Source organism: Actinoplanes rectilineatus (assembly GCF_000962825.1).
Classification (GTDB): Bacteria; Actinomycetota; Actinomycetes; order Mycobacteriales; family Micromonosporaceae; genus Actinoplanes; species Actinoplanes rectilineatus.
Genome location: NZ_JZKF01000039.1, coordinates 1 through 13474 on the forward strand (window position 1 = coordinate 1; position 13474 = coordinate 13474).

11 protein-coding genes are annotated in these 13474 nt (G+C 71.2%); 5 read left to right on the top strand and 6 right to left on the bottom strand.

Features of this window, described 5'->3' with window-relative positions; genetic code table 11:
* Positions 1 to 451: 451 nt before the first annotated feature.
* The gene (locus WH85_RS50720; RefSeq protein WP_169792488.1) at positions 452 to 1483 is read left to right on the top strand and encodes a tetratricopeptide repeat protein; all 1032 of its coding nucleotides are present in this window, start codon (positions 452 to 454) and stop codon (positions 1481 to 1483) included.
* A gap of 224 nt (positions 1484 to 1707) precedes the next feature.
* On the opposite strand, the gene WH85_RS26420 is transcribed toward WH85_RS50720, so the two are convergent.
* From WH85_RS26420 to WH85_RS26435, 4 genes are all read right to left on the bottom strand, one after another.
* Positions 1708 to 2409 (bottom strand): GntR family transcriptional regulator, encoded by a 702-nt coding sequence (locus WH85_RS26420; RefSeq protein ID WP_245674103.1) that lies wholly within the window; start codon positions 2407 to 2409, stop codon positions 1708 to 1710.
* Positions 2396 to 3532, bottom strand: coding sequence for a tryptophan synthase subunit alpha (gene trpA, locus WH85_RS26425; RefSeq protein ID WP_083449275.1), 1137 nt, complete (start codon positions 3530 to 3532; stop codon positions 2396 to 2398). Before trpA ends, WH85_RS26420 begins: the two co-directional genes overlap by 14 nt.
* A 169-nt stretch (positions 3533 to 3701) precedes the next feature.
* The gene (gene trpB / locus WH85_RS26430) at positions 3702 to 4847 is read right to left on the bottom strand and encodes a tryptophan synthase subunit beta (RefSeq protein ID WP_045744715.1); all 1146 of its coding nucleotides are present in this window, start codon (positions 4845 to 4847) and stop codon (positions 3702 to 3704) included.
* Positions 4848 to 4951: 104 nt separating this feature from the next.
* Positions 4952 to 6115, bottom strand: coding sequence for a LolA family protein (locus WH85_RS26435; RefSeq protein ID WP_211275445.1), 1164 nt, complete (start codon positions 6113 to 6115; stop codon positions 4952 to 4954).
* A gap of 141 nt (positions 6116 to 6256) precedes the next feature.
* Between WH85_RS26435 and WH85_RS26440 the strand changes: the two genes are divergently transcribed.
* From WH85_RS26440 to WH85_RS26450, 3 genes are all read left to right on the top strand, one after another.
* On the top strand, positions 6257 to 7258 hold the full coding sequence (locus WH85_RS26440; protein ID WP_045744716.1) for a dioxygenase family protein: 1002 nt from the start codon (positions 6257 to 6259) through the stop codon (positions 7256 to 7258).
* Between the two features lie 206 nt (positions 7259 to 7464).
* Positions 7465 to 8244: a response regulator transcription factor gene (locus WH85_RS26445; protein WP_245674104.1), complete on the top strand. Its 780-nt coding sequence runs from the start codon at positions 7465 to 7467 to the stop codon at positions 8242 to 8244.
* Positions 8245 to 8282: 38 nt separating this feature from the next.
* On the top strand, positions 8283 to 9659 hold the full coding sequence (locus WH85_RS26450; protein WP_425394666.1) for a sensor histidine kinase: 1377 nt from the start codon (positions 8283 to 8285) through the stop codon (positions 9657 to 9659).
* 253 nt (positions 9660 to 9912) lie between these two features.
* Here WH85_RS26450 and WH85_RS26455 read toward each other — a convergent pair whose 3' ends face one another.
* Positions 9913 to 10182, bottom strand: coding sequence for a DUF2277 domain-containing protein (locus WH85_RS26455; RefSeq protein WP_045744718.1), 270 nt, complete (start codon positions 10180 to 10182; stop codon positions 9913 to 9915).
* Positions 10183 to 10294: 112 nt separating this feature from the next.
* On the opposite strand from WH85_RS26455, the gene WH85_RS47415 reads away from it, so the two are divergent.
* Entirely contained in the window at positions 10295 to 11770 is a 1476-nt protein-coding gene (locus WH85_RS47415) for a GGDEF domain-containing protein (RefSeq protein ID WP_052720802.1), read from the top strand.
* 141 nt (positions 11771 to 11911) lie between these two features.
* Here WH85_RS47415 and WH85_RS26465 read toward each other — a convergent pair whose 3' ends face one another.
* Positions 11912 to 13450, bottom strand: a complete 1539-nt coding sequence (locus WH85_RS26465) for a DUF6114 domain-containing protein (protein WP_045744719.1) — start codon at positions 13448 to 13450, stop codon at positions 11912 to 11914.
* Positions 13451 to 13474: the final 24 nt, after the last annotated feature.

Genomic DNA, 13474 nt, shown 5'->3' on the forward strand with positions numbered 1-13474 from the left:
GTCTTGGAGTGACAAACCTTGATACCGGAACTCCGCTTCTTACTCCCCGATCAACACACCCCTTGACCAGCCACACCAACGCCTAACTGAACGGCGTTGTGTCTAGCCACCGCTCTCGTTCGGTGTCCTGTAACACACCCTGATCCGGCTCCGTCTCGTGAAGGCACCAGTGCTGGTGGCGATGGCAGCGTGAGTGCCAGTGGTGGCGAGAGCGCCGAGCCCGGTGCCCGGTGGTCGGCAGCGGCGGTGACGGGGCCAGTGACAATCCGGGGGAGCGCTCTGCCTCCGCCGCCAGTGCGAGTGCCGGGTCCGGTCCGGTGCGGGTGCTGGTGCTGGTGCGTTCGATGGTGACGAGCTGCGGGTGGGGGCGGTGTCTGTTGGATGCGTTCGATCGTGATGGAGTCTCGGGGCGAGGGCGGGGTTTGATGCGTGTCGTGGGACGGAGGCGATGGTGACGGGAGTTCCAGACCGGGGCGGAAGCGCGCATGCCGAGCGGGCCCGCCTGCTCGCCGACGTGGGCCGTTTCGCGGAGGCCGCCGAGGTGACCCGGGCCGGTCTGGCCGAAGCCCCCACAGACCCGGTGCTGCTGGTCCTGCTGGCGGGCCTGTTCCGTCTCCAGGGGATGGCCGAACCGGCCCTGGCCGCGGCGGAACGAGCAATCGCGGTAGCCCCGCACCTGGCCGGCACCCACATCGAACGCGCCGAGTGCCTGCTCCTGTCAGAACGTCTCGATGAGGCCGTGTCCGAAGCCCGCGAGGCCGTCCGTCTCGAACCCTCCCTTCCTGACGCGCACCGTGCACTGGCCCGAGCCCTGGCCTTGCGCCGTGACTTCGACGAGGCCCGGACAGCGGCCGCCCGAGCCCTGTCCCTCGACCCGCATTCGGTCCCCGACCTGCTCACCCTCGCCGAGGTGGAACGCGCCGCCGGCCGTCGCGATGCCGCCGGCGCGGCCGCCCGGGCACTCCTCGCCGAGGATCCCGACAATCCCGGCGGCCGCTGGCTGGTAGCCCTCCTCGACGCCGAACGCCTCCATGTGGGCGCCGCCATGCGAGGCCTCCGCCACCTGGCCGCCGACCATCCCGCCCGCCTGGACGCCGCAGCCTTGACGTTCCCGATCCGCGGCCTACTGGCCGGCTTGCGGAGGGGCCTCCTGGTCGGCATCCCCCTGACGGCCCTGCTTGCACTCGCCGGTTTCTGGTGGTCACCGTCCACGTTGCTGTCCCGAGCCACCGCCGTAGTCGTGGCCGCCGTAATGCTCGGCTTCTCCGCCCGGGTCCTGATCCCGGCCCGCACCACCCCGTGGCGTTGCCTCCCGCTGCTGCCCCCGTCCCAGCGCCGAGCCGTCCTAACCGCGGTGGCGACAGCCCCGATCGCGGTGACTTTCCTCCTCGCCTACGCCCTCACCCCACACCCGTCATCCCTGGCGGCAGCAGCCGTAGCTCTTGCCCTGCTCTTGGCAACAGCTCGAGCCGATCGTCAGTAGCCGTGGTCCCGCCCCTGCTGCCGGCACCCGATTCGACAGCCGGTAGCCGCCCCTCGAGCGGCCGCCCTGCGGTATCCCCAACGTCCGTGTCCGGGAGCCGACGAAGCGTGGGCCCCCTTGAGCGCCAGGTCTTTAAGCGTCGGCCTCTCAAGCATGGGTGATGGGGTGAGCGTGGGCCTTTGAGCGGGACCTTTGAGCATGGGAGGTGGGTGGTTTCGGGGTGGTCAGGGTGTGGAGCGACTCCAGTGCATCGAGAAACCGTTGACGGCCCGCTCGGTGCGGATCTCCATCGCCGAACCCAGGATGGTCGCCCGGTCCACGACCAGGACCGTGTCGTCCAGGCCGTAGGTCACCCGCTCGGACACCAGCACCGCCTCGCCCGCCGGACGACGGAGCAGCGCCGCCTCAGGATCGGCGAGGACGGCGGGGCGGACCACTTCGGATGCCCGGCGCACGGCGGTGCCGGAGTCCTCGAGTGCCCAGTACAGCGACGTGTCGCTCAGGTCCGCCTCGGCGAGTGCGACTCCCTGGATCCAGGACAGCTGGTGAACCGCGGGGCGCCCCGCGACCAGCCGTAACCGTTCCAGGCGTAATGCCGGGCCGCCGCCGATGGCCTCGGCCCAGTCCGGTGGAGTGCCGGTGGTCTGGTCGAGGATCTCGGTGGTGACCGTGTGGCCCTGGGAGCGTAGGTCCTCGGCGAAACCGCGCAGCGTGTCCAGCCGGTATGCCGCCCGCGGAGGGTAGACGAAAGTCCCTCGCCCGGGCTGCTGGGACAGAAGTCCCGCGTCCTGCAACTGCCGCAACGCCTGCCGCAGTGTGGCCAGCGTGACGCCATATCGGGTGCTGAGCTCTTTCTGCGGAGGCAGCGCGGAACCCGGAGGCAGCTCGCCATCCTGGATCTTGCGGCTCAGGTCATCGGCGATCACCTGGTATTTCGGTGTGCGCGTGGGCAGCGTGCACCTCCTGGTCGGCCTGGTCGAGGGCGGCGCGTAGAGCGGCGACCTCGGTGCGGAGCTCGATGGGCGGAGCTCCGTCCAGAACCCTACGCATGAGGGCGGAGGCGACGACCACCCCGTCCCCGGCACGTGCCGCGGCGGCGGCTTGGGCCGGGGTGGAGATGCCGAAGCCGATCAGGACCGGTTTGTCGGTGATCGCCTTGATCCGAGCGGCGAGTGGAGCCGCGGACGAGGCCAGCCCGTCACGTTCGCCGGTGGTGCCGAGCAGGCTCACCGCGTACACAAAGTCCTCGCTGAGGGTGACGATCTCGGTGAGCCTGCCCGGCGGTGTGGTCGGGGCGGCGAGCAGAGTCAGCCGCACCCCCGCCTCGGCAGCGCGCCGGGCGACTTCGGTGGCCTCGTCGACGGGCAGGTCGGGAACGATCAGGCCGGTGACGCCAGCGGCCGCGAGTCGGCGGCAGAAGGCCTCGGCCCCGTCGTGGAACACCAGATTCGCGTAGGTCATCACGATCAGCGGCACCCGGATCCGGTCACGAACCGCGGCCAGGTCGTCGAGGACCGCCGTTACCGTGGCGCCTCGCCGCAGCGCCTGGTCGGAGGCGCGTTGGATGGTGGCCCCGTCGAGCATCGGGTCGGAGAAGGGCAGCCCGATCTCGATCGCGTCGGCGCCGGCCTCCTGATAGGCCAGCAGATAGTCGGTCCAGTCGTCGGTGACGCCACCGGTCATGTAAGGAACAAGCCGCTTCGCCGAGCCGGCCGCCGAAGAGCCGCGGTGTCCCGTCGTGCCGCTCGCAGCGGAGCCGCGGTGTCCCGTCGTGCCGCTCGGAGTGGAGCTGTGCGCTCCCGGCGTGGCGGCTGGAGTGAAGTCGTGCTGTCCTGCCGCGCTGGTCAGGGAGGAACCGGGTTGGCCTGCCCTGTGGGGCGGTGAGGAATTCTGCTGTGCCGTAACACTGCTGGAAGAGGGGCCGGGCTGGGTCGTGGCGTCGGCCGGAGCGGGGAGTTTCGTCGTGTTGGTCGTGTCGCCGGACGAGGAGAAGGGCTGGTCCGTGGGGCTCACCGAGGTCTTGGCAGGCTCAGTCGTCGGGGCGGTCATCGGATCCCTTTCGTGGAGTCTTCGGCGGTGAAGCCGGAGAGGAGACGGAACTCCCTGGTGAGCAGGCCGGAGGCAACCGATTCGTTGCCGAGGCGAGGAGGCGTTCCGCCCAGGAGCGGAGACCTCGAGGCGGCCGGGAATGTCCCGCCCACGGAGGACGGGGAGGCTGTCAACGACACAGCGTTTCCATGTCCTTGTCGCCTCGACCGGAGACCGTGAGCAGCACGGTGGAACCGGTGGGCAGCTCCGGGGTGCCGGCGGCGCGAAGGATCCAGGCCACCGCGTGGGCGGACTCGAGAGCGCAGATGATGCCCTCGGCGCGGGCCAGCCGCCGCAGGGCCGCGAGCGCCTCGTCGTCGGTGGCCGTCACGTATTCGGCGCGTCCGATGGCACCCCAGTGAGCGTGCTCGGGGCCGATGCCGGGGTAGTCGAGGCCGGCCGAGATCGAGGTGGCCTCGACGATCTGGCCCTCGGGGTCCTGCAGGAGCATCGAACGGTAGCCGTGGACGACGCCGGGACGGCCGTGCGTCATCGCCGCGCCGCCGGCCGCCTCCACCCCGACCAGCCGGGCCCGGGTGTCGCGGAATCCGGCGAAGGTGCCCGCCGCGTTGGAGCCGCCGCCCACGCAGGCGACCACCACGTCGGGAACGGCCGGGCTCTGCTCCCGGGCCTCCTCACCGATGCAGCTCTGCAGCTCACGGACCATCCAGGGGTACGGGTGAGGGCCGGTGACCGAGCCGAGGCAGAAGTGGGCCTCACCGACGGCGGCGACCCAGGCGCGCATCGCCTCGTTGGTCGCGTCCTTGAGGGTGCGGCTGCCCGCGGTCACCGGGACGACCTCGGCGCCGAGCAGCTCCATCCGGAAGACGTTGAGTCGCTGCCGGGCGATGTCGCGCTCGCCCATGTAGACGGTCGCCCGCAGGCCGAGCAGCGCGGCCGCGGTGGCCGTGGCGACGCCGTGCTGGCCGGCACCGGTCTCGGCGATCAGCCGGGTGCGGCCCATCCGCTGGGCCAGCAGGGCTTGCCCCAGCACGTTGTTGATTTTGTGCGAGCCGGTGTGGGCCAGATCCTCCCGCTTGAGCAGCAGGGTGATGCCCAGCTCTGCGGAGAGGGTGGTGGCCGGGGTCAACGCCGTGGGCCGGCCGGCATAGGTGGAGCGCAGCTCGTCGAGGCGGCCGCGGAAGGCCGGATCGGCCCAGGCGTCGCGGAACGCCTCCGCCAACTCGGCGCAGGCCGGGACGAGGGACTCGGGGACGAACCGTCCGCCGAAGTCGCCGAACCGGCCGGTGGACGTCGGGGGAAGGACCGCGGTCATGAGCACCTCCGAAAGTTATAGAACTCTGCCGCGCTCAGTGTTGCACACCGGCGCGGCAGAGTTCTATAACTATTCGCGTGAGCACTCAGGCAATCGCGTCACCCTCAGGCGACGGCGTACAACGCCTCCGGCGTGACGGCGCCGGCGAAGACCCGGCCGTCGTCGGTGATCAGCGCGCTGAAGAGCGAGCCGCGCAGCAGGCGGCCGCTGCCCCAGGTGCCGCTGACCTTCTCGAGCGTGTCGACCAGCGGTGCGGCCTCCTCGCTCTTCTCAGCCTCGGCCACCGAGTCCTTCGGCAGCGAGGCGGTGAGGATCGAGGTCCAGCCCTTGCCGATGACCTTCGGCCCGTCGCCCGCGGTCTCCGGCTTGCCCGACGGCTCGCCCTTGTTCTCCGCGTGCTTCTCGGCCGCGCTGCCGGAGGCCTTCTCCTCGGCCACGTCACCGGCGGCCTTCTCGTCGATCGTGGCGCCCGGCGGCGGGTTGAACGTGAACTGTTCGGCGTCCGGGACGCCGAAGCTGATCTGCTCGAACGCGACACGGACGGCCGGCTTCACCGTGTTCTTCGCATACACGTCGACGCGCAGCGGGATGTGCTGTTCGGCGTCGACCGCCAGCCGGACCTGGCCGACCAGCGAGTCGGTGTCCCGCGGGCTGAGCACCAGCTCATAGGCGTCCCGGCCGGCCACCTTCGCCGCGCCGGTCGTCGTGACCGCGGTGGTGGAGTCGATGGCTGCCAGGGCCGCGTCGGCCGCCTCCTGCGGCGTCGACGGCAGGCTGCTCGGCAGAGACTCCGGCCGGGCGTGCTCGCCGGCCTTGGCGGACGAGCCGTCGAGGGTCACGTGCGTGGCCTTGTTGGCGCCGCTGTTCCACACCCAGACGTCCGAACCGTTGCGGATCACATCGGTCTCGCCGTCGGTGCCGAGCAGCGCCAGCCGGACCTTCTCATCTCCGGCGTACCACACGCGGGCGGTGTTGCTGCCCGCGATGAGGCTGGCCGGGTTCCCGCCGGAGACTGTGCCGCCCGCCTTGCCGAGCAGTCCGGCGATGCCCGGCAAGCCGAGGTCGGAGTTCTGCACCACGGTGCCGGAGAGCCCCTTCACGTCGGCGCTCTGCAGATCGACCAGCAGCTGTGCCGCGGTGCGGTCCGGCAGGGCCGGGTCCGCATTGGCGACGATCGTCCCGGCCGCCGCTCCTCCGCCGATGACCGCAATCGCCGCGGCCGATGGTACGAGCCAGCGCAGTGCCGGCCTGGACATGAACACGGACACGTCGTCCACCTCCCCTTGTCTGTCGCCAATCGTGCTCCGCCGTGCCTGTGACCGCGCTGAGAAAGTCCCTTAAGGGAGGCCCTGTCCGGGGCGGTCATATAGCGTGATAGTCGACATAACGGACGTTGATCGGGGGATCACATGTCAGACAGCCCCACCTACGAGGGGCGCCTACTGCCCCGGCCCGACGAGGAGATCGTCGACCAGGGACTCGCGTTCGACCTGGGAACCATCGCCCGCCGGCGGCAGGTGCTGTGCGCATTCGGACTGGGTGCCGTGGCTCTCGGTCTCGGCGCCTGCAGCGACAGCGACAAGACGACGACCACCGAGGCGACGTCCGAGGCCACCAGCGCCGAGATCCCCGACGAGACCGCCGGGCCGTACCCGGGGGACGGCTCCAACGGGCCGAACGTGCTGACCGAGAGCGGCGTGGTGCGCAGCGACATCCGTTCCAGCTTCGGCGATGCGAGTGCCACGGCGGAGGGCGTGCCGATGACGCTCACCCTCACGATCAAGGACTTGACGAAGTCCGGAGCGGCCTTCGCGGGGGTGGCCGTCTACGTCTGGCACTGCAACCGTGCCGGGGAGTACTCGTTGTACTCGACCGGGATCACCGAGGAGAACTACCTGCGTGGCGTGCAGGTCGCCGACGACTCCGGCAAGGTCACCTTCACCAGTGTCTTCCCGGCTTGTTACGCCGGGCGGTGGCCACACATCCACTTCGAGGTCTACCCCGACCAGGCGAGCATCACGGCGTCCTCGAACGCGATCGCCACCTCCCAGGTCGCGCTGCCCAAGGAGACGTGCGACGTCGTCTACGCCACGACCGGCTACGAGGCGTCGGTGACGAACCTGGCCGGCGTCTCTCTGGACACCGACAACGTCTTCGGCGAGGACTCCGCCGCACTGCAGTTGGCCACGGTGACAGGCGACACCACCGCCGGGTACGCGGTGTCGCTCGACGTCAGCGTCGACACGACGACCACCCCCACCGGCGGTCAGCTCAGCGGCGACGGAGCTCCGTCCGGCGCTCCCATGGGCTCCGGCGGTCCGATGGGCTCCGGCGGCCCAGGCGGCGGTGCGCCCCCGAGCGGCCCCCGCCCCAGCGGCGACATGCCAGGCGGCACACCACCGACCAGCTGACGACCGCAGCGGCGGGTGGCGGCACCCGTATCCCGATCCCCGTGGAGCCCGTATCCCGATCCCCGTGGAGAAGGGCGATCACCGCCGGTGGGGCCAGATGCGCCGACTTCCCGGGCAGGGCCGACTCACGAGGCTGCGGACGGGGGCGCTGTGAGGTGGCTGAGAGGCGTTCACGTACGGATGCCTCGGCATGCCAAGGTGTGGGGGTGCGGGTGCTGGTGGTGGAGGATGAAGCGCGGCTGGCTGCTGCTCTGCGGCGGGGACTGCAGGCGGAAGGCTTCGCGGTCGACGTTGCGGGGGACGGCCAGGACGGGCTGGAGATGGCTCGGCACGGTGGCTACGACGCGATGATTCTCGACGTGATGTTGCCGCGGCTGTCCGGGTACCGGGTGGTGCGTCAGCTCCGGGCGGAACGTCACTGGCTGCCGGTGCTGATGCTCTCCGCCAAAGACGGCGAGTATGACCAGGCTGACGGACTCGACTGTGGGGCGGACGACTACCTCACCAAGCCGTTCTCCTACATCGTGCTGCTCGCCCGGCTGCGGGCGCTGCTGCGGCGCGGCGCACGGGAACGTCCGGCCATCCTCACGTACGCGGATATCGAATTGGATCCGGCGGAACGCCGTGTGCTTGTCGCCGGCGACGAGGTGACGTTGACGGCCCGCGAGTTCGCGCTGCTGGAATACCTTATGCGGCGGCCCGGGCAGGTGGTTTCCAAGACCGAATTGCTGGATCACGTCTGGGATGCCGCGCTGGAGACCGCGCCGAACGCCGTCGAGGTCTACGTCGGGTACCTCCGTCGCAAGATCGGCCGGGATCGGCTGGAGACCGTGCGAGGCGCCGGCTACCGGCTGGCCACGCCCGGACCGGCCGAAAGCGCCGGAACCGCCGGAACCGCCGGGGCTGCCGGGCCGGCCGGAACCGCCGGAACCGCCGGGGCTGCCGGGCCGGCCGGAACTGCCGGAACCGCCGGGCCGGCCGCCTAGTGCGGCGGCCCCGGGAGCTGAGCCTCCGCGCCCGGCTGCTGCTGGTGGCGGCGGCCGGCCTGACCATGGGGCTCGCGGCGGGCGGCATCCTGCTCGTCGTGGTGCTCGGGTATGCGCAGACCCGCTCGGTGCACTCCGAGTCGATGGACACCGCTCAGGGCGTCGCCCGGCTGATCGAGCAGGAAGCACTCCCCAATCCGATCCCGGTCACGCCCGGCGTGCAGGTCCAGGTGATCGACTCCCAGGACCGGGTCACCGCCGTCTCCACCACCGCCGACCGGCTCGTCCCCATCCTGTACGCGGAGGAACTCCGCGATCTGCCCGACGGGCGGAGCGTCGTGATCCCCGGGAACCGGATCGGCTTCGACGGGCAGGCCCGGGTCGTCAAGGTGACCGCCGGACCGCCCACCGACCCGCTGCGGATCCTGGTGGCCCGGTCCACCAACGAGATCACGCAGAGTGTGCACCTGCTGCGAATCACGCTGCTCATCCTGTTCCCCCTGCTGGTCGCGTTGCTCGCCGCCGGCCTGTGGCGGGCGCTCGGTGCGGCCCTGCGACCGGTCGACGCGCTCCGGGCCGGCGCCGAGGAGATCACCGGCGGGACACGGGAGGGGCGGCTGCCGGTACCCGACTCGCGGGACGAGATCTTCCGGCTGGCGGTGACGCTGAACGGCATGCTGCACCGGCTGGACGCGGCCAGGGCCCGGCAGCGGGCGTTCGTCGCCGATGCCGCGCACGAACTGCGCAGCCCGCTCACCAACATGCGCACCGAGCTGGAGGTGGCGCAGCGCCTGCCCGACGACACCGACTGGCCGGGGCTGGCCGACGACCTGCTCGCCGACGTGCAGCGGTTGTCCCGGCTGGTAGACGATCTCCTGCTGCTGGCCCGCCAGGACGAAAACGCCCGCCAGGACGAAAACGCCCGCCAGGACGAGAACACCAGACCTGACGGGAACGGCAGGGACGGGAACGGACGGCCGGCCGGCCGCCGCTTCGAGCAGATCGATCTCGGTCAGCTGGTGGGGGAGACCGCACAGCGGTACCCGGACGTCACCTACCGCGACCCGGATGCGCCCATGCCACTGCTCGCCGAACCGGACGCGCTGGCCCGGGTGGTGGCGAACCTGCTCGACAACGCCGTCCGCCACCGCCGCTCCCAGGTCGTCGCGAGCGTCGCCGAGGACGGTCCGCACCTGCTGATCACGGTCACCGACGACGGGCCGGGCATTCCGGAAGCAGACCGCGAACGGGTGTTCCAGCGGTTCACCCGGCTCGACGACGCCCGGGCCCGCGACGCCGGCGGCTCCGGCCTCGGTCTGGCGATCGTGCATGAACTGGTCCGCAAACACGGCGGCACGGTCACCCTCGGCGACGCCCAGCCAGGGTTGAAAGCAGTGGTACGCCTCCCGCGCTAGACACCTATCGCAGTCAGGGTCTGCCTCTGTGGTGATTTCGGGCGCTCAGCACGCCCGTATTCACCACGCCGCCAGGGGTGTGTTGATTTGGGGCGTCCAGTGCGCCTGTATTCACCACGCCGCCAGGGGTGTGGTGATTTGGGGCGTCCAGCGCGCCTGTAATCACCACACCGCCACGGGTGTGGTGACTTCGGGCGTCCAGCGCGGCTGAAGTCACCACGCGGACGGGCTTCGCCCTGACCACGGAACGTGTTTAGCTGCCGTACCGTTTCTCCGCCCGGGCACGCGCCTTGGCCGCCTCGACCTCGCGGTCCCGGGGCGGCGCCGTGGTCACCAGGTTCGCCAGCAGTTCCGTGGTGGCCGCCGCGACCGCCGCGACCGCCGCGTCGAAAGCCGCCTGGTTCGCCTGCGACGGACGCGTGCTCCCCGCGATCTTCCGGACGTACTGCAGGGCCGCGGCCTGAACCTCGTCCTCGGTCGCGGGCGGCTCGAAGTTGTGCAGCTGGTGGATGCTCCGGCACACGGCGTTTCTCCTCGGCGAGGTGCGGGTCGACGCGCAGTAATCTATGCCATACTCGCCGTTCCGGCCGACTGCTCAGCTCGACCGGGCGTCTGCCGTTGGTGACGGGGTGGGCATGGGACTGCGGGCGGCGCTGCTGATCGGCATCGTGATCGCCGCCGTCGTGCAGGTGCTGCACACGATCGTCCCGCCCGCGGCCGGCTACGCCCTCTCCGACGTGCTCATCGCGCTCGCCAGCGCGTACGCCGCCTTCTTCTTCCGCCGCAAGGCGCGGCATCGCTGGATCGTGCGCCGGGTGCGCGTGGCCCTCGGTATCGGCGCGGTGGCTTGCGGCCTCTGGTCGGTCTCCAACGTGCTGCTGCTCGTGTCGGTGGCCGGTGTGCCGCTCGCCGCGGTCCCCGGGCAGCTCCTGTCGACCATGGCGGCCCTGCTCGTCCCGGTTGCGATCGTGCTGGCCGGACCGCGTCCCGAGGGCCTCGCCATGGTCCGCCAGGTGATCGACGTGGCGGCGGTCTCCGGCGCGATCTTCGTGTTGGCCTGGGAACTGGTGCTGGCCGGTGCGGACGGCGCGCTGATCGCCGCGCAGCAGGTCGTGGTGATGGGGGTGCTGGTGGTGGCCGCCGCGGTCGCCCTGGTCACGCTCTCCACCGCGAAGGCCGGGCTGGGCGCCACCGTTCAGCAGGTGCTCGCCGCCGCCGCACTGTTGCAGGCCGCGACCCTGCTCGGCGGTATCCGCAACGACGTCGCCGACGACCCGTGGTGGTCGCACGGGGTCGGCGCCGGTTACGTGCTGTGCGCCTGGATGATGGCCGTCTCCAGCCGGCTGGCGGTGTCCCGGCCGGGCGAGGAGATGGTGGGGCGGCTGGTGTTCGGCGGCTGGGCGCTCCTGCCGTACCTGCCGGTGGTGATCGCCGTGGTCTTCGCCGGCTATCGGGAGGCCCGCGACGGGCGGCTCACCGTGGTGCTGGTCTGGATGCTGCTGGCCAGTTTCTCCCTGGTGCTGATCCGGCAGTTCCTCACCCTGGTCACGGTCGGCCGGCTGGCGTCGGAACTGGCCGAGCAGAAGGCCGCCCTCGCCCACCAGGCGCACCACGACGGGCTGACGGGCCTGCTCAACCGGGCCGCCTTCGACGCCCTGGCGGTCACCGCCCTGTCCGGGAACGACGTGTGCATCCTGCTCCTGGACCTGGACGGCTTCAAACCGGTCAACGACACCTACGGGCATGCCGCCGGCGACGAGGTGCTGATCGCGGTCGCCCGGCGCCTCTCCGCGGAACTGCGCACCGGCGACCTGGTGAGCCGTATCGGCGGCGACGAGTTCGCGATCCTGCTGACCGATGCCGATCAGCGCGGCGATGAGGTGGCGATGCGTCTGCTGCGGCGTATCGCCGAGCCGATCCCGGTGCCGGGCGGTCACGTGACGGTGGGCGGCAGCATCGGCTTGGCGCAGGCCCGGCCGGGCGTCCCGGTCACTCTCACCGCGCTTCTCAAACAGGCAGATGCCGCGATGTACGCCGCGAAAGCCGCCGGAAAGGGCCGGGTCGGCCGCTACGAACCCCACGGCCCTACCGCCTGGCTGGAATCCGCCTGACGATCCGCCGGTGGTCCGCGACCTGCCATGCACGTCACCCGAGATCGTGTCGGTGACGGGGGCCTGTTCGCGGGGGACCGCGGGCGGTGCGCCTGCCGTGGTCGGCCGATGGGCGATCACGCCCGCCCGGGAACGGGGCGGTCAGCTCTCCCGGATGGTGAGGGGGTCGGCGGTCAGTTCGTCGCTGTGGACGTACACCAGGTCGATGGTGGTGTCGGTGAACCAGAGGACCGGCAGGGTGAGCGGGGGCGGCTGGTCCGGGGTGAAGACGACCGGGATCAGGCCGAACAGCTTGCCGGTGAAGCGGGAGGTGTAGAACTCGACGTTGCCGTCGATGGTCAGCTCGCTGCTGGTGATCAGGGTGGTGCCGCCGCCCGGTTCGGCGATCTCCAGGCTGAACGGGGTGTTGACGGCGCGGTCCATGGTGAACTTCAGCGACCGGATGCTGCCGTCCTCGGTGGGGACGTCGACGACGCCGTCGTAGGACGAGTCGTACATGGTCAAGGAATCGGTCTTCATCAGGCCGGGCTCGGCGCCGGCTCGGGGCGGGGTGTCGCCGTCGGCCAGCAGGCCCTCCTGGCGGGCGCCCAGACAGGGGATCTCCTCAGGTGAGGCCGAGGCCGATGTGGAGGCCGGCGCCGATGCCGGAGGGGAGGAGGCCGCGGACCCGGTGACCGAGGTGGCGGGCGTGGCGGCTGAGGTGCCGGGGGAGGACGGCCTCTCCGAGGCGGGGGTGACGTCCGGGGAGGCGGAGGCGGAGGCGGACGCGGACGCGGACGCGGATGTGGAGATGGACGCTTCCGGTGAGGGCGTCTCCTCGTCGCCGATGCCGAGCAGGTCGCCGACGCCGTCGAGGACGTCTCCGATTCCGTCGAGGATCGGATTCTCCCCGTCGGGCGCAGCCGAGACGGTTGGAGAGGTCGATGCGGGGACAGAGGTGGACGCCGAGGCCGGCGGCGGGGAAGCGGAGGCGGTCGGGGACGCCGGGGCGGGCCGGGAGGGGGAGGCCGACGACGACGGGGTGGACGTGCGGGAGGGCAGTCCCTCCGGGCACTCGGCGGCTCCGGCGGGCCGGTCGCCCGCGACCAGCACGGTCGTCGCCACCACGACCGGGGCGATCAGTACCAGCGCGGTCCGTCGCCAGTGTCCCTGCCCCGGGCCGGGGTCGGGGCCGGGAATCACCGGCGGCGCGGCGGCCGGCCGGATCTCGGCGGTCTTCTCGCCGGGGGAGGGATCAGGGCCGGGGGAGAACAGGTTCGGTTCCAGGATCGCCGGGCCGGGGTCGCCGGGTTCGGGGGCGGCCGGTGGCGGCGGTACGGCCGGCGTGATCCGGGCCGGCCCCCACGCGATGGCGAGTGCCCCGCCGACGATCCCGAGCAGCATCCCGGCGATCCAGCCGCCCAGGTTGAGGCCGATGAACGAGTACAGCGCGGTCAGCACCCCCACGATGCCGTAGAAGTGCCGCTGGGCCGGGGACAGCCAGGTCAGCGCCCCGCAGACCAGCATGATCGACGGCAGCAGGTAGGACAGGAAGCCTTGCGGCCCGATGTGGACGTCCATGTTCGCCACCGACATGTTGGCGCTGAGGAACATCTCCAGCCCGGATGTCAGCAGGAGCAGACCGCCCCAGAACGGCCGGCCGCGCCGCCATCGCGCGAACCGGTGCCAGTATTCAGCCACTAGTCCTCCAGCAGCAACGGGGGA

Excerpts from the sequence above, each read along its gene's own strand:
- trpA (WP_083449275.1), bottom strand. The coding sequence starts at position 3,532 with ATGACCGCCCCGACGACTGAGCCTGCCAAGACCTCGGTGAGCCCCACG.
- trpB (WP_045744715.1), bottom strand. The coding sequence starts at position 4,847 with ATGACCGCGGTCCTTCCCCCGACGTCCACCGGCCGGTTCGGCGACTTC.
- WH85_RS26440 (WP_045744716.1), top strand. The coding sequence starts at position 6,257 with ATGTCAGACAGCCCCACCTACGAGGGGCGCCTACTGCCCCGGCCCGAC.
- WH85_RS47415 (WP_052720802.1), top strand. The coding sequence starts at position 10,295 with ATGGGACTGCGGGCGGCGCTGCTGATCGGCATCGTGATCGCCGCCGTC.